Genomic DNA, 20,884 nt, shown 5'->3' with positions numbered 1-20,884 from the left:
GAAAGCCCGGATTTTGCGACAATTGGCGGAGGACGCGTGATGAGACTCTTGATCGAGATCGCGGCCGCGGCGTTGCTCATGGTGTGCATCACGGCGACGAGCGCAGCCTATGCGGCGGGCAGACCGGGCCGCAGCGCCGACGGCCTGAGCTGCAGCTTCAGCGTGGCGCAGAACGCCTCGCCGGCCGCGCGCTGCGCCGCCATCAAGCGGCAATGCGGCGGCAAGTTCTACGCGAATGCCTGCGGTGACAAGCTGCTGTCCGCAGCGAATTAAGGTGGCCGCACAGCGGGCCTGCACGCGCGATCGCGAACACCGGAGTGATACGGATTTCCAAGTCTTAACGAGTTCTTTACAAACACAGCTGTCGCTCGTGGGGCGGGCACATTTTCCAGCTCCGACGCATTTCATTCCGAAGCAATTTTCAACGGGCCGCTGACTTAGTCAGCGGCCCAATTGCTTTGTGGGGCAGGGCGAGCACGGCGACCGCTTTTTCAAGAGGCAAAGGCAGTCACCGCAATTCGTCGCCCCGGCGAAGGCCGGGGCCCATAACCACAGCAGTCAGAGAAGATGGGACAGATCGCTCCACTCCGGATTGTCTTGCTCGATCAGGCGAACCTTCCAGTCGCGGCGCCATTCCTTTAGCGCCTTTTCCCGTGCGATCGCCTCCTGTGGTGAAGCGTAGGCCTCCATGTAAACCAGTCGCGTGACGCCGTACTTCTTGACGAATTGTGAGCCGCGTCCAGAGCGATGAAGCGTAAGCCGATTGGAAAGATCGTTGCTGACGCCGATGTAGAGCGTTCCGTGGCGGCGGCTCGCGAGAATGTAAACGTAATAGGCTGGGGCATTCATTTCGGGGCACCGGTCACGTGAGATGTCCGATAGCGGTGGTTATGGGCCCCGGCCTTCGCCGGGGCGACGCCCATTGAGGACATCAGAACGAATTAAGAACACTTTAGCAAGTCTTTGATATATCATTGTGATTCGGTGCCTGCGCCGACACAATATCTATGGTCTCTCAGTCTCCGCGAGGGCTACATGTCCACCATCGCCTTTGATCAATTCGCTCTGACCCGGATTGCCGATTTCGCGCGGTCGCTGTCGCGGCTGCACCAGGCCTCGCGGCGCCAGCCGATCGACGATGACCAGCTCGACCGCGAGTTCAACGCGGTCTGCATGTCGATCTGGGGCTACACCACGGATGATTTCAGCGACGAGCTGTTCTCGAACGAGGATCACGCCTGGCTCGATTCGCTCGATGAGGCGCATGCGCGGATCTTCGCCGGTGAGCAGGGTTACGATCTGGTCGACGATCACGGCATGCTGACGGACTGGTGGGGCTATTGCTGGATGATCCTCGCCGAGAAGCGCGGCCTCCTCAATCCGGAGAACCGCGCCGCCGCGCGGGCCGCGATCGAGGAGAAATACATGGCTGCGCCGAACGTGATCGGCGTGATCGTGGCGCGCTGAGTGCGTGTCCTAATGTCATTCCGGGATGGTGCGCAAGCACCAGACCCGGAATCTCGAGATTCTCAGGTGCGCAATTGCGCACCGTAGTTCGATGCTTTGCATCGCCCCGGAATGACGGCTTACGCCGTCAGTTCGCTTCGGCCCGCTTGGCGGGCTTGGCAGCATTGCCCTTCGGCACAACAGACGCCGGCGTCGCCGGCGCGACATCGCTTCTGGTTTCCGGCAGCGGCGCGTCGCTGGCGATCTCGGCGCTGACGGGCGCGACCTTCATTTCGCCGAGCCGCGCGCGGACCGCCGCGGTCAATCCGGGATAGGAGGCGATCGGCGTGAAGTCGAAGGACTGCTCGTTGCCGACGCGAACGCCGGTGTAGGCGACGAGGCCGTCGGTGGTCGCGATCACATCGCCGGCCTTCAGCGAGGCGTCAAGCGCGAGGTCGACCGGCGCGAGCCCGGCCGGGTCGCGGCCGTTGCAGGTGCAGTCGGCGCGCAGCGCCTTGCGATAGGCGAAGGCGTTCTCGCTGTCGGCGTAGCGCTCACCCGTGGTCGAGGCGGAGCTGTCGATATGGCTGCCGTAATAGACCTTGGTCGCGCTCGCCGGGCAGAACGCCTGGCAGAGCTGCGCCGGCGTCGCGTTGCCGCGCATCGTCAGCGGGAAATACTTGCCGTCGCAGCTGCGCACGCAATACGCCGGTCCGGAACCGGCCACGCGCGTCCCCGAGACCGGTGCGGACGTCTGCCGTTCCGGCTGCTGGTTGAGGCCGAACGGATCGGCGAAGAAATTGGCTTGCGGCGGGGCCTGCCGGCCCTGCTGCTTCTGGGAACCGCCGAAGAAGAAGTCGAACAGCCCTTCGGCCGAGACGGGAGCGGGCACGACCAGGACGGAACCCGCAAACGCAGCGGCGGCAAGCATCACGCGGCGCCGCATGCGCCGATCACTCAACTCTGTACGCAACGCCAACTCCACCCGACGCGCCTCGCCGCGGCGACAAGGTGCCCCGGCGGCTTCACCTTAAGGCGGGATGGTAAACGAGCGATTGACTAGGGGTGACGGCGTCACAGAAAACGCAGGCTGCGCTGCTGGTCCCTTCTCGTCATGGCCGGGCTTGACCCGGCCATCCACCTCTTTGGTTCAGCGTTGCGAAGAAGACGTGGATGCCCGGGTCAAGCCGGGGCATGACGACAGAAACTACCGATAGATTGGCACTCAGTCCTTCAGGAACTCGCCGGCCTTGTACAGCGCGCGGAACGGCAAGCCAGCTTCGGCGAACGTCTCGGTCGCGCCTTCCTCGCGGTCGACCATGGTGAACACCAGTGCGATCTCGCCGCCGGCCTCGCGCACGGCTTCCACAGCCTTCAGCGCCGAGCCGCCTGTCGTGGTGACGTCCTCGACGATCACGATGCGCTTGCCCGCCAGGCTCTCGCCCTTGGCGAGCCCTTCGACGGCGAGCCGCGCGCCGTGCTCCTTCGGCTTCTTGCGCACGAAGAAAGCGGCGATCGGGTGACCTTTCAGCCAGGAGAGCTGTGCAATCGCGCCGGCGAGCGGCACCGCGCCCATCTCGAGCCCGCCGACGAAATCGAGCCTGTCGTCCTTCAGCGCCTCATAGGTGAGCTCGGCGAGCAGCGCTGCGCCTTCGGGGTCGAGCATCGTCGGCTTCAGGTTGAAATAGAAATCGCTCTTGCGGCCCGACGCCAACGTGATCTCGCCGCGGCCGAACGAACGCTTGCGGATGATCTCGGCGAGGCGAGCGCGGGAGGCTGATTTGGACAAAGGCTTTTTCCCTTAGGGGTTCTTTGGGGGCTCTGAGGCGGCCGGCAATCTATCGGCGGTCTGGCGCACATTCCAGCGGGTAAATCCCGCCGTCAACAGTGCCCGCGCCGCCATTTCAGCGCAGCCGCGTGCCGAATACGCGGGTTGTGCGGCCGTTCCAATCCCCGTAAGCAGGCGCCAAAGACTCGGCTGAACGCTCGGCCAAACATTTGCACGGGAAGCGGAAATGACCATCGAGCTGCACACCTGGAACACCCCCAATGGCCGCAAGATTTCGGTGGCGCTGGAGGAAATGGCGCTGCCCTACAAGGTGGTCCCGGTGAATATCGGCAAGGGCGAGCAGATGGCGCCCGCGTTCCTCGCAATCAGCCCGAACAACAAGATCCCGGCGATCGTCGATCCCGATGGTCCCGGCGGCAAGCCGGTCAGCATCTTCGAGTCCGGCGCGATTCTGCTCTATCTCGGCGAGAAGACCGGCAAGTTCCTGCCGCAACCGCTGGCCGAGCGGATCCCGGTCTATGAGTGGCTGATGTGGCAGATGGGCGGTTTCGGCCCGATGCCGGGCCAGGTGCACCATTTCATCGCGCTGGAGAACGAGCAGGACCGCGCCTACGGCCTGAAGCGCTACATGGCCGAGACGCGACGGCTCTACGGCGTGCTGGACCGCCGGCTGGATGGCCGCGAGTTCGTCGCCGGCGATCTCTCGGTTGCCGATTTCGCCATCCTCGGCTGGGCCTGGCGCCATCCGCGCCACAAGGTCGACCTGGCCGACTTCCCCAACGTCAAGCGCTGGTACGAGACGCTGATGGCCCGCCCAGCGACCAAGCGGGGCATGGACGCGAAGCTGGATTGATTGGGTGTGTCATTGCCGGGCTTGACCCGGCAATCCATCCTCTTGGCAAAAACCCTTTAGTTGCCGCCCGCTTGAGCGGGCGATGGATGCGCGGGTCAGGCCCGCGCATGACGAGTTGGGTTCACGCCCGCCGCGCCTCGAGCGCCATCTTCATCGCGAGTCCCGCGAGCACCGTGCCCATCAGCCAGCGCTGCACCAGCAGCCAGGTCGGGCGAGTGCCGAGGAACACCGCGATCGAGCCGGCGGCGAGCGCGATCATCGCATTGACGCTGACGCTGATCACGATCTGGATCGAGCCGAGCGCGAGCGACTGTGTCAGCACGCTGCCGCCGGCGGGATCGATGAATTGCGGCAGCAGTGCCAGATAGAGCATCGCGATCTTCGGGTTCAGAAGATTGGTGACAAAACCCATCGCGAACAGTTTGCGCGGGCCGTCGACCTTCAGCGCCTTGACCTGGAACGGCGAGCGGCCGCCCGGCTTCAGCGCCTGCCACGCCAGCCAGAGCAGATAGGCGGCGCCGGCGAAACGCAGCGCGTCATAGGCGTAGGGAATCGCAAACAGCAGCGCGGTGATGCCGAACGCCGCGCACAGCATGTAGAACACGAAGCCGAGCGCGACGCCGCCGAGCGAGACGATGCCGGCCGCCGGGCCCTGCGTGATCGAGCGCGAGATCAGGTACATCATGTTCGGCCCTGGTGTCAGCACCATGCCGAGGCAGACGAGCGCAAAGCCGAGCAACGCGGATGTGTGGGGCATGATGGGTCTCGCGAGGGGATACACGCACTTCTAGCGTGTCATCCGCCGCGCGGCCATGCGGGAATTGCTCTCGGAGCAATGTAGTGGCGAGCGAGGTGCGCTCCTCGCCCCGCTCTTGCGGGGAGAGGGTTGGGGTGAGGGGCTCTCTCCGCAAACCGCGGCGACCGTGGAATCCGAGGAGACTCCCCCTCACCCGGATCGCATTCCGCTTCGCTCCATGCGATCCGACCTCTCCCCGCAAGCGGGGCGAGGTGGATTCTAATGCGCCTCGTCCCAATTGTTGGCGGCGCGGGCATCGACCTGCAGCGGCAGCGACAGGATCACCGCGGGGAACGGCGCGTCCTGCATCACCTTCTGCACCACCGGCAGCGTCGCCGCGACCTCGTCGTCGGGCACCTCGAAGATCAGTTCGTCATGCACCTGCAGCAGCATCTGCGCCGAGAGCTTCTTCTCGGCGAGTGCGTCCTCGACCCGGATCATGGCGCGGCGGATGATGTCGGCCGCGGTGCCCTGCAGGCGCGCGTTGATCGAGGCGCGTTCGTTGAAGGCGCGCACCGAGGCGTTGGACGCCTTGATGTCGGGGTAGTAGCACTTGCGGCCGAACAGCGTCGTCACATAACCGTTGCGGCGGCAGAAGTCCTTGGTCTCGTCCATATAGGCGCGGATGCCAGGGAAGCGCTCAAAGTACTTCTTGATGTAGGCGGAAGCTTCCTCGCGCGCGATGCCGAGCTGGTTGGCGAGGCCGAACGCCGAGATGCCGTAGATGATGCCGAAATTGATCGCCTTGGCGCGACGCCGCACCTCGCTCGGCATGTCCTTGATCGGCACGCCGAACATTTCGGAGGCGGTCATGGCGTGAATGTCGAGCCCGTCGCGGAACGCCTGGCGCAGCACCGGCACGTCGGCGATCTCGGCGAGCAGCCGCAGCTCGATCTGGGAGTAATCGGCCGACACCAGCTTGTGGCCGGGCGTTGCGATGAAGGCGCGGCGGATCTTGCGGCCGTCCTCGGTACGCACCGGGATGTTCTGCAGGTTCGGCTCGTTCGACGACAACCGTCCCGTCGTGGTCGCGGCCAGCGCGTAGGTCGTGTGCACGCGATGGGTCTGCGGGTTGACATAGTTCGGCAGCGCGTCGGTGTAGGTCGATTTCAGCTTCGAGACCTGGCGCCACTCCAGGATCTTCTTCGGGAAGTCGTGGCCCTGCTCGGCGAGATCGTCGAGCACCTGCGCGGTGGTCGACCAGGCGCCGGTCTTGGTCTTGGTGCCGCCGGGCAATCCCATCTTGCCGAAGATGATGTCGCCGATCTGCTTCGGGCTGCCGACATTGACCGGCTCGCCGGCGATCTCCTGGATCTCGGCCTCGACCCGCGCCGCGGTCTGGGCGAAATCGCCCGACAGCCGCGACAGCACCTGGCGGTCGATCGAGATGCCGCGACGCTCCATCCGCGCCAGCACCGAGACCAGCGGCCGCTCCAGCGTCTCGTAGACCGTCGTCATCCGTTCGGCGACGAGGCGCGGCTTCAACACCCGCCATAGCCGCAGGATCAGGTCGGCGCTCTCGGCCGCATATTCGGTCGCCTTGTCGATCGTGACCTGATCGAAGGTCAGCTTGCCCTTGCCGCTGCCGACGAGGCCGCCGTAGGCGACGACGGCATGCCCAAACCAGCGCTCTGCGAGCGCTTCCAGCGCATGCGAGCCGCGGCCGGCATCGAGCGCGTAGGACATCAGCTGCGCGTCATCGATGTTGCGCAGCGTGACGCCGTGCTGCGCCAAGGTCACCGAGGTGAACTTGACATTGAAGCCGACCTTCTGGACGCCGGCGGACTCCAGCAGCGGCCTCAAGGCCTTCAACGCATCGGCGGTCTTGATCTGGCCGGGCGCGAGGCCGGCATCGAACAGCCCGGCGCCGCCACCAGGCTCTCTGTGGCTGAGCGGGATGTAGCAGGCATCGTTCGGCGCCACGGCGAGCGCCAGTCCCGACAGCTCGGCCTGCATCGGATCGATCGATTCCGACATCGCCTCGATCGCGATGTAGCCGCTGTCGTGCGCGCGCGCAACAAAGGCGTTGAGCTGGTCGAGGCTGCCGATCGCCTGGTAGGCCTTGCGGTCGAAGCCGGTCTTGCGGATCGCCTCGCCGCGGGCCTCGGCCAAGATTGCCGGCGTGCCCTTCAGGCTGGAGTTCTTGTCGTCGCGTGCACCGGTCGGCTTGGCCTTCGGAAGCGGTGCTGCGGCCGATGTTGGTGCGTCTCCCGGCGCCGGCGTCACATCCGACGGCGGCAGCGGCGAGAACACGCTGGCGCCGCTCTTGTTGCCGGGATCGGCATCGACATTGGCGGGATCGATCTGCGCATAGTCGGCGACGCGGCGCGTGAGGGTGGAGAACTCCATCGCCTTGAGGAAGGCGACCAGCCGGCGCGAGTCGGGCTCGTGCACCGCGAGGTCGTCGAGCGGCACCTCGAGATCGACCTTGTCGTCGAGCAGCACGAGCTGGCGCGAGATGCGCGCCTTCTCGGCGTTCTCGAGCAGCGCCTCGCGCCGCTTCGGCTGCTTGATCTCGCCGGCGCGGAACAGCAGCTGATCGAGATCGCCATATTCGATGATCAGCTGGGCCGCGGTCTTGATGCCGATGCCGGGCACACCAGGCACGTTGTCCGTGGAATCGCCGGCCAAGGCCTGCACCTCGACCACCTTCTCCGGCGGCACGCCGAATTTCTCGATCACCTCGTCGCGGCCGATGCGGCGATCCTTCATCGTGTCGTACATCACGACCTTGTCGTTGACGAGCTGCATCAGATCCTTGTCCGATGACACGATCGTCGTGGTCGCGCCGCGCTCGGTGGCGAGCCGCGCATAGGTCGCGATCAGATCGTCGGCCTCGAAGCCGGCCTGCTCGAGGCAAGGCAGCTCGAAGGCGCGCACCGCCTCGCGGATCAGGGCGAATTGCGGGATCAGATCGTCGGGCGCCGGCGGCCGGTGCGCCTTGTAGTCGGGATAGAGCTTGTTGCGGAACGTGATCTCCGACTTGTCGAAGATGATCGCCAGATGGGTCGGCCGGTGGTCCTCCGGCATGTCGCGCAGCAGTTTCCACAGCATGTTGCAGAAGCCGAGCACGGCATTGACCTGCAGCCCGTCGGACTTGCGGTTCAGCGGCGGCAGCGCGTGATAGGCGCGGAAGATGTAGCCTGAACCATCGACCAGGAAGACGTGGTCGCCCTTGGTCGTGGGCTTGCTCGCAACCGGCTTGGCGGCGACGGGCTTGGCTGTGGTCTTCGGGGCTGATTTGGCGGGGTCTTGGGAGGCTGTTTTCGGCATGGCCGAAACTTAGGGATTTTTGCGCGGATTGACAGCCTTTGTGTCGTAGATTCCGCTCTTGCCACACAGCCAAATCGATTGTCTTGAGGGTGACCCGCAAGCCTAGTCCCGTCATCCTGAGGAGCCGCGAAGCGGCGTCTCGAAGGATGGACGGCCCGCTGGTGGCCATCGACCCTTCGAGACGCGCGCAATAGCGCGCTCCTCAGGGTGACGGGGCAGCTGCGGCGCCGATCAAGCCTTGTCGCCGGTCGGCGAGAACAGGTAGCCGCCGCCGCGGATGGTCCGGATCACCGACGGCTTGGTCGGGTCGAATTCGATCTTGCGGCGGATGCGCATGATGCGCAGGTCGACGGCGCGGTCGAAGGCTTCCGCGTCGCGCGCATTGGCCAGTTCCAGCAGCCGCTCGCGCGACAGCACGCGCTTCGGATTGGCCGCGAACACCTTCAACAGGCCGAATTCGGAGGCCGTCAGCGGGTGCTCGTTGCCCTCGTCGTCGCGCAGCGCCTGGGCCTCGAGATCGAGCCATTTGGTGCCGAACCGCACCAGCTGCTCCTTTTCGGCCTTGGCGCTCGCCGATTCCGGCGCAGCTGACTTCGCGGGCCCGCTCCGCCGCAGCACCGAGCGGATGCGCGCCATCAGTTCGCGCAGTTCGCAGGGCTTGGCCACGTAATCGTCGGCGCCGAGCTCGAGCCCGACCACCCGATCGATCGGGCTGGCAGTAGCTGTCAGCATGATGACGGGGACGTTGATCTTGCTCTTGAGGTCGCGAATGATCGAGAGCCCGTCTTCCTCGGGCATGTTGAGGTCCAGCACCACGAGATCGGGCGTGCTGCTCTCGATCTCCTTGCGCAGGCTCTTGCCGCCATCGCACAGCGTCACGCCGAAGCCGTGCATCTTGAGGTAATCGCCGACCATCTCGCGGGCCGGCGCCTCATCGTCGACGATGAAGATATGCGGGTTCTGGTTCATGATGTCTCTGTCGCCGGCAGTGTAACCGTAAAGGTCGACCCCTGTCCGGGGCCCGGGCTCTGTGCGGTCACATGGCCGCCATGCATGTCGATGATGCGCTTGACGATGGAAAGGCCGAGGCCGGTCGAGCTTTCGCCTGCGGTCGGCTTGGCCGACAGCCGCTGGAACCGGCCGAACAGCCGGCCGAGATCCTCGGGGCTGAGGCCGGGGCCCTGGTCGGCGATCCGGATCACCGTGTCGTCGCCCTCGTGGCTGACCGCGACCGTGATCTTGCCGCCGATCGGCGAATACTTGATGGCGTTGCTGACCAAATTGTCGATCGCCTCGCGGATCCGGTCGGAGTCGCACATCGTGACGAACTGCTGCGGCCCCGAGACCGAGATGCTCTGCTGCTTGTTGACGGCCGAGGGCAGATTGGCCTCGGTGACCTCGTTCACGAGGGCCGCGACGTCGACCGGCTCGCGGCGGATGGTGATGTCGAAGGCGTCGGCCATCGCGTCCGAGATCAAATGGTCGACCATCGAGGTCAGCCGCTTGGTGGCGTCCCTGATGTGCTCGACCTGGGCGGTGACGCTTTCCTTCGGCGAGCCGGCGCCGATCAATTCGGTCAGCATCTCGGTACGGCCGAGGATCACGCCGAGCGGATTCTTCAGATCGTGTGCGACGGTGCCGAGGATTTCATTCTTGAAGCCGTTGGCGCGCTGCAGCCGCAGCCATTGCGCCGATAGCCGCCGGTTGGCCTGCATCAGCGCGCGGGTGCGCTGCACGACGCGGTCCTCGAGCTGGGTGTTGGCCTCTTGAAGCTGCTGGTAGAGGATCACGTTATCGAACGCGATCGACAGTCGGCTCGAGAAGATCTCGACCAGCGCGCGGTCGGTGTCGGAGAGCTGGCGCTCGGCCTGCAGCAGCACCACGACCTCGCGGCCGCTGCCGGTGCGCGAATAGAGCACGCTGCGGTGGTCGGCGAACTCGTTCTTGCGGCGCTGGAAGGCTTCCTCCACCATGTGCCGCAGGTCGGGATCGAGTGCCTTCGAGGACGTCGTGCCGATGAAGCGGCTGTAGCAGCCCGAGCAGGCCAGCACCGAGAAATCGGCTGCCGCCGAATTGCCGTCGTCGCGCAGCACCAGGATGCCGGCGCAGTCGACATTGAGCAGCGAGGCGAGTTGCGTCAACACGCCCTCGGCCAGCCGCTGCATCGACTTGAAGTCGTACAGCGTCGAGGCCGCGTCGATGATGATCTCGAGCCCGCGCCGTGTCTGCACCATGCGCTCGAGCTGCTGGTAGCTGCGCAGCGCGGCGGTCAGCGAGGTGAACAGCTTATCGGCGGTGAGCTCGGTCTTCGCCTTGTAGTCGTTGATGTCGTACTGCACGATGACGCGCCGCTCCGGCGCCTGGCCGGGCTGGCCGGTGCGCAGGATGATGCGGACGGTCTCGTTCTTGATCTCGTTGCGGATGTATTCGACGAGCTCGAGGCCGGCGACGTCGGTCTCCATGATGACGTCGAGCAGCACGGCTGCGATGTCGGGGTTGTCCCGCATCAGCGTGCGGCCTTCGGCCGCAGAATAGGCCGACAGGATCTCCAGCGTCGCGCCGTTCAGATTGTAGTCGCTGAGCGCAAAGCGGGTGCCTTCGTGGACGGCGTGATCGTCGTCGATCACGGCGATCTTCCATTTCCGTACCGGCGAGTCCTCCGGGGGGCTCTCGGTGTCGTCGATCAGTTGGAGGACATCGTCCTGTTCGGCCATTGACTGGTTCCGTCGGCTGCTGCGTCAGTGATCGTGGGCTGTCCCTTGGCGATCCTGGGCATGATAATGCGAAAAGTGGTGCCTTGTCCTACCCTTGACTCCAGCATCATGCGTCCGCCGAGCTGCTGGGTGACGAGGTTATAGACGATATGGAGGCCGAGGCCCGTACCACCTTCGTTGCGGCGCGTCGTAAAGAACGGGTCGAACGCCTGTCGCTGCACGTCCGGCGTCATGCCGGCCCCGTCATCCGCGAAGATGATCTCGACATCGTCAGCGCCGCGGCCGCGCGCCGAGATCGTGATGTTGCCGGAGCGGCCGTCGGCGAAGGCATGATTGACGGCGTTGAGGAAAAGATTGGTTAAGATCTGGCCATAGGCGCCGGGATAGCCGTCGATCAGGAGCCCGTCGGGTACGTCGACGGACAGCGCGATCGCCGCCTTCTTCAGCACCGGCCGCAGGCTCGCCACGATCTGGTCGGTCGCTTCGCTCAAGGCGAACTGGCGGCGTTCGGCATGCGAGCGATCGACCGCGACCTGCTTGAACGACTGGATCAGCTCGCCGGCGCGCTGCAGGTTCGAGACCAGTTGCTGCGATGCGTCACGCGAGGCGCGCACGAATTCGTCGAGCTTGGAGCGGCGCAGCGGCTCGGTCTTCAGGTCGTTCTCGAACATCTCGCTGCGGCGGGCAAAGCTCGAGGCGACCGTCAGGCTGATGCCGATCGGGTTGTTGACCTCGTGGGCGACACCGGCAACGAGGCCGCCGAGCGCGGCGAGGCGCTCGGCATCGATCAGGTTCTGCTGCGCGGCGTTGAGCTCGAGCAGCGCGCTCTCGGCCTTCTCCTTGGCGCTGCGCAGCTCGTCCTCGGTCTTGCGCTTGGCGATGGCGTTTTCGCGGAATACCTCGACCGCACGCGCCATGGCGCCGACCTCGTCCTTGGCCGAGGTGCCCTGCACCGGCCGGTCGAGGTCGCCCGAGGTGATGGTGCGCATCGCGGCCATGATCTGCGCCAGCGGCAGCCGGATCGACAATGCGATCATGACGCCGGCCGACATGATGACACCGAGGAAGATGACGGCGATCGACAGCACCCGGCGCGAGATCGACGTCAGCGTCTTGTCGAAGGTCTCCTGCGCCTTCTGCTCGCGCTGGCGCATCTTCACCGAGAGATCGTCGATTGCACCGATCGCGTCGGCCTGGCTGGCGTCGATCGAGTTGCGCAACAGATCGGTGCGGTTGGTGAGCTGTTCGCTGAGCTTGCCGAGTCCGTCGCGCAGCTCGGCGGTCTTGACCTTGAGCCGCGCCAGCGCCATGCGCTGCAGATCGTTCTCCGCCAGATCGGTCATGACGGGAATCGTCTTCTCGATCGTATCGATGTTGCGGCGGGCTTCCTCGGCCGACGAGGACGCAAGCGAGAGATAGTAGGCGTTGGCGGCGACCAGGAGCGAGGTGAAGGCTTCGCGCGACTTGCCGAGCGCGGGCCAGATCAGTGCGTCGCGATGGCCGGTGGCGCCCTCGATGATCGAATAGAGCCCGGCCATGTCCTTGGTCGGCGTCAGCACCTCTTCGTCATAGGTCTTGGAGATCGTGGTCTGCACGGTGCGCAATTCACCGAAGCCGTCGAGGAAGCGGCTGGTGACGCGCTCCAGCTGCTCGACCGAGCCCGACAGCATCGGGTCGGTCGAGGCCCGGTTGGTCAGCGTGCCGAGCACGGCCTCGCGCAGCAGCAGGATTTCCGCGAACAGGTCCGGGCTCGGCTGGTTGATGTAGCGATGGATCAGGTTCTGCAGACGGCTGGTCTCGCTCTCGAGCTTGGCCAGGATCTTGTCGGATTCCCGGACCTGGCGGACATCGTCCCAGGCCGAGCCGAGCACCTTCGAGCCGTTCCAGATCAGCACCGCGAGCACGATCACGACGGCGGAATTGAGCAGCGCGATCGAAAGAATGCGCCAGCGGATCGGCACCGCACGCAGCAACTGAACGATGCGGAAACGGCCCTGCGGCCCAAAGGCCGCCCGCCGTCGCATCGTCCCGCTCTGTTGGGGTGCGTCCAAGATCCGGTCACTCCATGTTGCGGATGCGTTCGATCAGCGCAGCTATCGCCGGATCGCGCTCCGCCTTGGCATAGATGCCGGCCATCGCTGCCTCGAACGGCTTACGGTCGAAATCGGTCACGACCTTGACGCCGGCCTGCTCCGCCTGCTTGCGCGAGCGCTCCTCGAGCTCCCGCCACTTCTCGCGCATGTAAAGGCTGGAGCGCTGCGCGGCTTCGCGGAAGATGATCTGCTCATCCGGCGTGAGGCTGGCCCAGGCCTTGCGCGACATCACCAGCACCTCGGGGCTCACGGTGTGCTGGGTCAGGGTATAGTAGCCGGCGTATTTGTAGTGGCCGGTGGTGACGAAGGACGGCCAGTTGTTCTCCGCGCCGTCGATCAGCCGGTTGGCGAGCCCGGTCAGCACCTGGCCGTAGGCCATCTCGACCGGTTGGGCGCCGAGTGCGCGGATCATGTCCGACATCTGTGCGGATTGCTGCACCCGCAGCCGCAGCCCCTTGAGGTCGTCGAGCGAACGTACCGGGCGGACGCTGTTGTAGATCGAGCGGGCGCCGGAATCGTAGAAGGTCAGCCCGACGAAGCCGTGGGCCTCGAGGCTGTTCAGGATATCGTTGCCGATCGGTCCATCCAGCACATGCTGCAGGTGCTCAAGGGATCGAAACAGGAACGGCATCGCCAGCACGTTCACGGAAGGCACCATGGTTCCGATCAGCGCCACATTGGTCCGGTTCAGGTCGATGGCGCCGGCCCGGGTCTGCTCCAGCGTCTCCTTCTCCTCGCCGAGTTGGCGGGAGTGGAAGACCACGATGCGGTGCCGGCCGCCGGTGCGTTCGGCGATCAGGCGGTCCATGTAGTTCAGCGCCTGGACCGTCGGATAGTCTTCATTCTGGGTATCGGCGGTGCGGAATTCGCGCGCAAAAGCACTCGCCGAGACCACTGTGCATAACAGCGCGACGGCAAGCGTTATTGTCCGCGAAAGGCCGGCGCGGCGATACACTGGCTACAATTCCCCTTGTGATTTGAGTCCGGGGCGGGAGGAAAAGGTTCAACGCTTTTAGCAGAATGGCGGTGGTTCGCCCATCTGCCAAACGTTAAAACCGCGCTGCAACCTGCGGTGTCGATTGAATTTGCGGTTGTAGCGCCGTATGACCGCATGTTGGCATCCGGGAACGGCTGGTCGTGAAGTTCGCTTTGAAGCTGTTGCATCTCGTCGTCGCGACCCTTCTGCTTGTGGCACCAGCGCAGGCGGCGACCGAGATCATGTGGTGGCACGCGATGTCGGGCGAGCTCGGCAAGCAGCTCGAAAAGCTCGCCGCCGACTTCAACGCATCGCAATCCGACTACCGGATCGTGCCCGCCTACAAGGGCAACTACACCGAGACCGTCACCGCGGCGATCTTCGCGTTCCGTTCGCGCAGTCAGCCGGCGATCGTTCAGGTCAACGAGATCGCCACCGCAACCATGATGGCGGCGCGCGGCGCGATCTATCCGGTGTTCGAGCTGATGCGCGACCAATCGGAGGCGTTCGCGCCGTCGGCCTATCTGCCCGCGGTGGCCGGCTATTATGCCGATGTCGACGGCAACATGCTGTCGTTCCCGTTCAACGCCTCGACGCCGATCCTGTACTACAACAAGGATATGTTCCGATCGGCCGGGCTCGATCCGAGCGAGCCTCCGAAGACCTGGCCGGAGCTCGGCATCGTGGCCAAGCGGCTGCGTTCCGCGGGTGCGATGTGCGGCGTGACCACGTCATGGCCGTCCTGGATCAATGTCGAGAACTTCTCCGCGTTTCACAACCTGCCGATCGCGACCAAGGCCAACGGCTTTTCCGGGCTCGACGCGCAGCTGATCTTCAACAACCCGCTGGTGGTGCGCCACATCGCGCAGCTTGCGCAGTGGCAGGCCGACAAGACCTTCGACTATAGCGGCCGCGGCCAGACCGCCGAGCCGCGCTTTCAGAAGGGGGAGTGCGGGATCTTCATCGGCTCGTCGGGCACCCGCGCCGACATCAAGGCCAATTCGAAATTCGAGGTCGGCTACGGCATGATGCCATTTGATCCCGACGTGCAGGGCGCGCCGCAGAATTCGATCATCGGCGGTGCGACGCTGTGGGTGCTGCGCGACCGGCCGCGCGCCGAATATGCCGGGGTGGCAAAGTTCTTCGCCTATCTGTCGCGGCCCGAGGTGCAGGCCGCCTGGCACCAGAACACGGGCTATTTGCCGATCACACGCGCTGCGTTCGATCTCAGTCGCACGCAGGGATTCTACGAGCGCAATCCCGGTGCCTCGATCTCGATCGAGGAGGTCACGCTGAAGCCGCCGACCGACAATTCCAAGGGCATCCGGCTCGGCTCGTTCGTCCTGATCCGCGACGTGATCGAGGAGGAGCTCGAGCAGGTGTTCGCCGGCAAGCGTTCGGCGCAGGCCGCGATGGACAACGCCGTCGAACGCGGCAACCGCCTGCTGCGCCAGTTCGAGCGCGCCAATCCGGACCGGTGAGAGCACATATCCTCTCAGGATGACGGAGAAGCAGTTGAGCAGCCTGGATGAATGTATGACTCAGTGACTGCGCAACAGATTCGGTGTCGTCCCTGCGAAAGCAGGGACCCATAACCACGGAAGCTCATAGTTGCGCACTGCTGGGACGACGAGCCCCTTTCATAACATCCGCCGCGGAGTATAGGTCCCTGCTCCCGTGCGCAATTGCGCACTAGGCAGGGACGACAGTTGAACAAGCCTTTGCGCAGAGATGACGAGGATGGATTGGGCTACGAGATTCCTTGAAATGATATCCCTTCCACCCATCACCGACTACGACGCCTACCGCGCCTGGCGCGGCGACACGTCGCGCTGGCTGCCGGTGGCGCGCGATATTGCCGATCGCCACGGGCTGTCCTGTGGCGCGCCGCATGTGTTCTCGACCGGCACCAACCTCGTCGTCGGGCTCGACGGTGACCTGATCCTGAAACTGTTTCCGCCGTTTCTGCGCCCGCAATTCGTGTCCGAACGCGGCGCGCTCGCCGAGTTGCGCGGACGGCTCGGCATTCCGATCCCCGATCTCGTCGCGGAGGGCGAGCGCGACGGCTGGCCCTATCTCGCCATCACGCACCTCGCCGGCACCGTCGGCTCGGAGGTATGGCCATCGCTGTCGGAAGCCGAGCGCGAGCGTGTGCTCGGCGAGATCGGCGCCGTGATCGCCGAGGTGCAGCGCGTGCCGCCCGGCAGCCTGCTGGCGATCGAGCCGCGCTGGGAGGCCTTCATGCACGGGCAGATGGCGCAGTGCCGGGCGCGGCATGAACGGCTCGGCCTGCCGGCGAAATTCCTCACCTCGCTCGACGATCTGCTGCGCGACGCCACTGAGTTGATTCCGATGCGCGCGCCGCCGGTGATCCTGACCGGCGAGTACATCCCGGAGAATTTCCTGCTCGGCCGCCGGGCCGACGGCTGGCACGTCGCCGGCCTGTTCGATTTCGGCGACGTCCGGACCGGATGGGGCGAGTACGACCTGCTCGGTCCCAGCGCCTTCATGGCCGCCGGGCATCCGCGCCGGGTGCGCAGCCTGTTCGACGGCTACGGCATCCCGCGCAGCGAGGTGACGTTCACGCTGAAGCGGCGGCTGCTGGCGCTGATGATGCTGCACTCGGCCAGCGATCCGCTCCGGCACATCTGCATCGCGGGCTGGCCGGACCGGGTCGATGATCTCGTGCAGTTGCAGGAGCTGGTCTGGCCCGACTGACATCGGTCGCCGGCCAGAAAGCGAGCAGCATCTATTGTTTGCTTATCTATTAAGCAGATGGCCTTGCTTTGTATGCAATCCAAGCCGTGCTGGCCGGCCTCAGAACAAGATACCTTCGACGATTTCTCCTACATCACCAGCGTGTTAGCGCCCCATAAGATCTCATTAAGGGTTGGCACAATCCTTGCGATCTGAGTTCCAAGGCCGTTCTCAAGGGCGTTGGAGCATCACATGAAGCGTCGCGATTTCCTCAAATCGGTGTCCGGGCTGGCCGCGGGGGCGCTGGCGCCGGCCGCGCCCGCGATCTGGTCGCCGGCCAAGGCCGACGCGCGCTCCGAGACGCTGCTGATCGTCTCCGAAGGCGGTCCCAACAATCTCGATATCCACGGCGTCGGCACCAACGTGCCCGGCTATGAGGTGTCGTGGAATTGCTACGACCGGCTGATCAGCCACGAGATGAAGAGCGGTCCGGGCGGCGTGCCCTATTACGACCGCGACAAGTTCAAGCCCGAGCTCGCCGAGGACTTCAACATCGGCGACATGTCGGTCACCTTCAAGCTGCGCAAGAACGCCAAATTCCACGACGGCACGCCGGTGACGGCGAAGGACGTCAAATGGTCGCTCGATCGTGCCGTCAGCGTCGGCGGCTTTCCGACCTTCCAGATGAGCGCGGGCTCGCTGACCAAGCCCGAGCAGTTCGTCGTCGTCGACGACAGCACCGTGCGCGTCGACTTCCTGAAGAAGGACAGGCTCACGATCCCGGACCTCGCGGTGATCGTGCCCTGCGTCGTCAATTCCGAACTCGTGAAGAAGAACGCCAGCGAGAAGGATCCGTGGGGCCTCGAATTCACCAAGCAGCAGACCGCGGGCTCCGGCGCCTACAAGGTCACCAAATGGACCGCGGGCACCGAAGTCGTCATGGAGCGCAACGACGACTGGGTCTCTGGTCCGATGCCCAAGATCAAGCGCGTGATCTGGCGCATGGTGCCGCAGGCCGGCAACCGCCGCGCGCTGCTCGAACGCGGTGATGCCGATATCTCCTACGAGCTGCCGTTCAAGGACTTCCAGGAGATGAAGACGAACGGCAAGCTCAACGTGGTCTCGCTGCCGTTCTCCAACGGCATCCAGTACATCGGCATGAACGTGACCAAGCCACCGTTCGACAATCCGAAGGTGCGACAGGCGATGGCCTACGCGATGCCGTATCAGAAGATCATGGACGCGGTGCTCTTCGGTCTCGCCAACCCGATGTTCGGCGCGCCAAAGGACAAGCCGACCGAGGTGGCCTGGCCGCAGCCGACCAAATATGTCACCGACATGGAGAAGGCCAAGGCGCTGCTCGCCGAGGCCGGCTACGCCAACGGCTTCGAGACCACGATCTCGTTCGACCTGAATTTCGCAGGGGTCAACGAGCCGCTCTGCGTGCTGGTGCAGGAGAGCCTGGCGCAGCTCGGCATCAAGACCACCATCAACAAGGTGCCCGGCGCCAACTGGCGAACCGAGCTCACCAAGAAGGAAATGCCGCTGTTCACCAACGTGTTCTCGGGCTGGCTCGATTACCCCGAGTACTTCTTCTACTGGTGCTATCACGGCAACAATTCGATCTTCAACACGATGAGCTACAAGTCGCCGGAGATGGACAAGCTCATCGACGGCGCGCGCATCGCTGCCGCCAACGGCGACACCGCGGCCTACGACGCCGACGTCAAGGGTTTCGTCGATCTCGCCTTCACCGACATCCCGCGCATCCCGCTGTATCAGCCGTTCGTCAACGTCGCGATGCAGAAGAACATCTCGGGCTACCAATACTGGTTCCACCGCCGGCTCGACTATCGCGCGATGGCCAAGGGGTGAGACGGTGATGCTGACGGTCAGCCACGCATCGGCACGCGCAAGTGAGGTGAGCACGCCTCTCAGGCTCCCTCCCCCCTTGTGGGGGAGGGTGGGGAGAGGGGTAAGCCGCATACGCGCAAGGACGACGCCAGGCGAGATCGGGCCCGACCATTCGCAGCATCACGCGTGGATCAGCGAAGCGTTTCGGTTGGTAGCCGAGCAAGCGGCACCCCTCTCCCCAACCCTCCCCCACAAGGGGGGAGGGAGCCCTACCAGTCCCGTTGTGGCGCTCTGCTATGCGCTTGAGAGGTCAGCATGCTGACCCTGATCGGCAAGCGGTTGCTGTTCGCGATCCCGTCGCTGATCGGGGTCGTGATCGTGACGTTCCTGCTGACGCGCGCGCTGCCGGGCGATCCCGCGGCGTATTTTGCTGGGCCCGCGGCAACCAAGGAGGCGGTCGATCAGATCAGGAAGAAGCTCGGCTTCGACAAGCCGCTGATCGAGCAGTTCGTCCGCTACACCAACGATCTCGCCCATGGCGATCTCGGCACCTCGCTCACCACGGGGCAGCCGGTGGCCGCCGAGCTGCGCAACCGTCTGCCGGCGTCGGCCGAGCTCACCCTGCTCGGCCTTGTCGTCTCGATCGTGATCGCAATTCCGCTCGGCGTGCTGGCGGCGACGCGGCCGGGCTCCTGGATCGATCATCTCTGCCGCGTCACCACGACGGCGGGCGTGTCGCTGCCGGTGTTCTTCACCGGCCTCGTGCTGGTCTACGTGTTCTATTTCCGGCTCGGCTGGTCGCCGGCGCCGCTCGGCCGGCTCGACGTGTTCTACAGTGCGCCGCCGACCGTCACCGGCTTCTATCTCATCGACGCGTTGATCGCGCGCGACTTCGAGGCGTTCCGTTCGGCGTTCAGCCAATTGATCCTGCCGGCGGTGACGCTCGCGATCTTCTCGCTGGCGCCGATCGCGCGCATGACGCGCGCCTCGATGCTGGCGGTGCTGGCGTCCGATTTCGTCCGCACCGCGCGCGCCAGCGGCCTGTCGCCCGGCAAGGTGATCGTGACCTACGCCTTCCGCAACGCGATGCTGCCGGTCATCACCACGCTCAGCATGGTGTTCTCCTTCCTGCTAGGGGCCAATGTGCTGGTGGAGAAGGTGTTCGCCTGGCCCGGCATCGGCTCCTACGCAGTCGAGGCGCTGATCGCGTCGGACTTCGCGCCGGTGCAGGGTTTTGTTCTCACCATGGCGGTCATGTACGTGCTGCTGAATCTGTTGATCGACATCCTTTACGGCGTGATCGATCCGCGCGTCAGGCTGGAAGGTTAGGGAGGACAGATGAGCAGCGTTGCCCCCACTGTTGAGCCGGTCGGTCCCGCCCGTACCTCCGGGCTCACCGCAGTCTTCGAGCAGACCCGTTATGTGCTGAGCGAAAACAAGGTCACCGGCTTTGCCTTCGCGCTCTTGATCCTGATCATGTTTGCCGCGCTGTTCGGGCCTTACGTGGTGCCTTATGATCCACTCGCTTCGGACACCGCGGCTGCATTGAAGCCGCCGTCTGCCGCGCACTGGTTCGGCACCGATCAGCTCGGTCGCGACATCTTCAGCCGGGTCATCGTGGCAACGCGGCTCGATACCTTCATCGCGGTCGCCTCCGTGGTGCTGGTGTTCCTGATGGGCGGCTTGGCCGGCATCGCCGCCGGCTATTTCGGCGGCTGGACCGACCGCATCGTCGGCCGCATCGCCGATACCATCATGGCCTTCCCGCTGTTCGTGCTGGCGATGGGCATCGTCGCGGCGCTCGGCAACACCGTGCAGAACATCATCATCGCGACCGCGATCGTGAACTTCCCGCTCTACGCGCGCGTCGCACGCGCCGAAGCCAACGTCCGCCGCAACGCCGGCTTCGTGCAGGCGGCGCGGCTCTCCGGCAACGGCGAATACCGCATCCTGCTCGGACACATCCTGCCCAACATCATGCCGATCATGATCGTGCAGATGTCGCTCACCATGGGCTACGCGATCCTCAACGCCGCGGGACTCTCGTTCATCGGCCTCGGCGTCCGGCCGCCGACCGCGGAGTGGGGCATCATGGTTGCCGAGGGCGCGGGCTTCATGGTGTCGGGCGAGTGGTGGATCGCGCTGTTCCCGGGCCTTGCGCTGATGATCGCGGTGTTCTGCTTCAACCTGCTCGGCGACGGCCTGCGCGACATCGTCGACCCGCAGCGGAGGACCTGATGACGGGCAAATGCGGAGAGCGAAGCGCAACGTTTGGAAGTGAGGCGGGCACTGTTCTCTCATTCCCTCCCCCCTTGCGGGGGAGGGGCAGGGAGAGGGGTAGCCACGAACTCCGACCTTGCCTGGGGCCACCCCTCTCCCCAACCCTCCCCCGC

General features: G+C 64.9%; 17 protein-coding genes. 8 read left to right on the top strand and 9 right to left on the bottom strand.

Features of this window, described 5'->3' with window-relative positions; all coding sequences use genetic code 11:
* The first annotated feature begins 39 nt into the window (after positions 1–39).
* A complete protein-coding gene (locus ACOIX3_RS38720; protein WP_420971902.1) occupies positions 40–273 on the top strand; it encodes a hypothetical protein in 234 nt (77 codons plus the stop codon).
* Between the two features lie 285 nt (positions 274–558).
* On the opposite strand, the gene ACOIX3_RS38715 is transcribed toward ACOIX3_RS38720, so the two are convergent.
* Positions 559–849: a GIY-YIG nuclease family protein gene (locus ACOIX3_RS38715; RefSeq protein WP_420967227.1), complete on the bottom strand. Its 291-nt coding sequence runs from the start codon at positions 847–849 to the stop codon at positions 559–561.
* A gap of 186 nt (positions 850–1,035) precedes the next feature.
* Here ACOIX3_RS38715 and ACOIX3_RS38710 point away from each other — a divergent pair, with 186 nt between their 5' ends.
* Positions 1,036–1,467, top strand: a complete 432-nt coding sequence (locus ACOIX3_RS38710) for a hypothetical protein (protein WP_212317066.1) — start codon at positions 1,036–1,038, stop codon at positions 1,465–1,467.
* A gap of 127 nt (positions 1,468–1,594) precedes the next feature.
* On the opposite strand, the gene ACOIX3_RS38705 is transcribed toward ACOIX3_RS38710, so the two are convergent.
* Both ACOIX3_RS38705 and pyrE read right to left on the bottom strand, forming a co-directional pair.
* On the bottom strand, positions 1,595–2,392 hold the full coding sequence (locus ACOIX3_RS38705) for a DUF2865 domain-containing protein (RefSeq protein WP_420967224.1): 798 nt from the start codon (positions 2,390–2,392) through the stop codon (positions 1,595–1,597).
* Positions 2,393–2,671: 279 nt separating this feature from the next.
* Positions 2,672–3,235, bottom strand: coding sequence for an orotate phosphoribosyltransferase (gene pyrE, locus ACOIX3_RS38700; RefSeq protein ID WP_092122894.1), 564 nt, complete (start codon positions 3,233–3,235; stop codon positions 2,672–2,674).
* 226 nt (positions 3,236–3,461) lie between these two features.
* Between pyrE and ACOIX3_RS38695 the strand changes: the two genes are divergently transcribed.
* Positions 3,462–4,088 (top strand): glutathione S-transferase family protein, encoded by a 627-nt coding sequence (locus ACOIX3_RS38695; protein ID WP_420967223.1) that lies wholly within the window; start codon positions 3,462–3,464, stop codon positions 4,086–4,088.
* A 121-nt stretch (positions 4,089–4,209) separates the two neighbouring features.
* Here ACOIX3_RS38695 and ACOIX3_RS38690 read toward each other — a convergent pair whose 3' ends face one another.
* The 6 genes from ACOIX3_RS38690 to ACOIX3_RS38665 all read right to left on the bottom strand — a co-directional run bounded on the left by ACOIX3_RS38690 (position 4,210) and on the right by ACOIX3_RS38665 (position 13,919).
* Positions 4,210–4,845 carry a LysE family translocator gene (locus ACOIX3_RS38690; protein WP_420967222.1) on the bottom strand — a complete coding sequence of 212 codons (636 nt, stop codon included), beginning with the start codon at positions 4,843–4,845 and terminating at the stop codon, positions 4,210–4,212.
* Between the two features lie 258 nt (positions 4,846–5,103).
* The gene (gene polA, locus ACOIX3_RS38685; protein WP_420967221.1) at positions 5,104–8,157 is read right to left on the bottom strand and encodes a DNA polymerase I; all 3,054 of its coding nucleotides are present in this window, start codon (positions 8,155–8,157) and stop codon (positions 5,104–5,106) included.
* Between the two features lie 231 nt (positions 8,158–8,388).
* Positions 8,389–9,126 (bottom strand): response regulator, encoded by a 738-nt coding sequence (locus tag ACOIX3_RS38680; RefSeq protein ID WP_420967220.1) that lies wholly within the window; start codon positions 9,124–9,126, stop codon positions 8,389–8,391.
* Positions 9,123–10,871 (bottom strand): DUF3369 domain-containing protein, encoded by a 1,749-nt coding sequence (locus ACOIX3_RS38675; protein WP_420967218.1) that lies wholly within the window; start codon positions 10,869–10,871, stop codon positions 9,123–9,125. Before ACOIX3_RS38675 ends, ACOIX3_RS38680 begins: the two co-directional genes overlap by 4 nt.
* Positions 10,841–12,895 (bottom strand): ATP-binding protein, encoded by a 2,055-nt coding sequence (locus ACOIX3_RS38670; protein ID WP_420971901.1) that lies wholly within the window; start codon positions 12,893–12,895, stop codon positions 10,841–10,843. Before ACOIX3_RS38670 ends, ACOIX3_RS38675 begins: the two co-directional genes overlap by 31 nt.
* A 34-nt stretch (positions 12,896–12,929) precedes the next feature.
* Complete coding sequence (locus ACOIX3_RS38665) at positions 12,930–13,919, bottom strand: TRAP transporter substrate-binding protein (protein ID WP_420967217.1); 990 nt, start codon at positions 13,917–13,919, stop codon at positions 12,930–12,932.
* A 263-nt stretch (positions 13,920–14,182) separates the two neighbouring features.
* On the opposite strand from ACOIX3_RS38665, the gene ugpB reads away from it, so the two are divergent.
* The 5 genes from ugpB (at position 14,183) to ACOIX3_RS38640 (ending at position 20,729) form a co-directional block, all read left to right on the top strand.
* Positions 14,183–15,421: a sn-glycerol-3-phosphate ABC transporter substrate-binding protein UgpB gene (ugpB, locus tag ACOIX3_RS38660; RefSeq protein WP_420971900.1), complete on the top strand. Its 1,239-nt coding sequence runs from the start codon at positions 14,183–14,185 to the stop codon at positions 15,419–15,421.
* A gap of 286 nt (positions 15,422–15,707) precedes the next feature.
* The gene (locus ACOIX3_RS38655; protein WP_420967216.1) at positions 15,708–16,658 is read left to right on the top strand and encodes an aminoglycoside phosphotransferase family protein; all 951 of its coding nucleotides are present in this window, start codon (positions 15,708–15,710) and stop codon (positions 16,656–16,658) included.
* Positions 16,659–16,889: 231 nt separating this feature from the next.
* Positions 16,890–18,512 (top strand): ABC transporter substrate-binding protein, encoded by a 1,623-nt coding sequence (locus ACOIX3_RS38650; protein ID WP_420967215.1) that lies wholly within the window; start codon positions 16,890–16,892, stop codon positions 18,510–18,512.
* 294 nt (positions 18,513–18,806) lie between these two features.
* Positions 18,807–19,820, top strand: a complete 1,014-nt coding sequence (locus tag ACOIX3_RS38645) for an ABC transporter permease (protein WP_092122920.1) — start codon at positions 18,807–18,809, stop codon at positions 19,818–19,820.
* Between the two features lie 9 nt (positions 19,821–19,829).
* Positions 19,830–20,729: an ABC transporter permease gene (locus tag ACOIX3_RS38640; RefSeq protein ID WP_420967214.1), complete on the top strand. Its 900-nt coding sequence runs from the start codon at positions 19,830–19,832 to the stop codon at positions 20,727–20,729.
* The last annotated feature ends 155 nt before the right edge of the window (positions 20,730–20,884 follow it).

Origin of the sequence: Bradyrhizobium sp. B120, assembly GCF_049075665.1 — a bacterium.
Taxonomy (GTDB): domain Bacteria; phylum Pseudomonadota; class Alphaproteobacteria; order Rhizobiales; family Xanthobacteraceae; genus Bradyrhizobium.
This window is presented reverse-complemented; position numbering and strand designations above follow the sequence as displayed.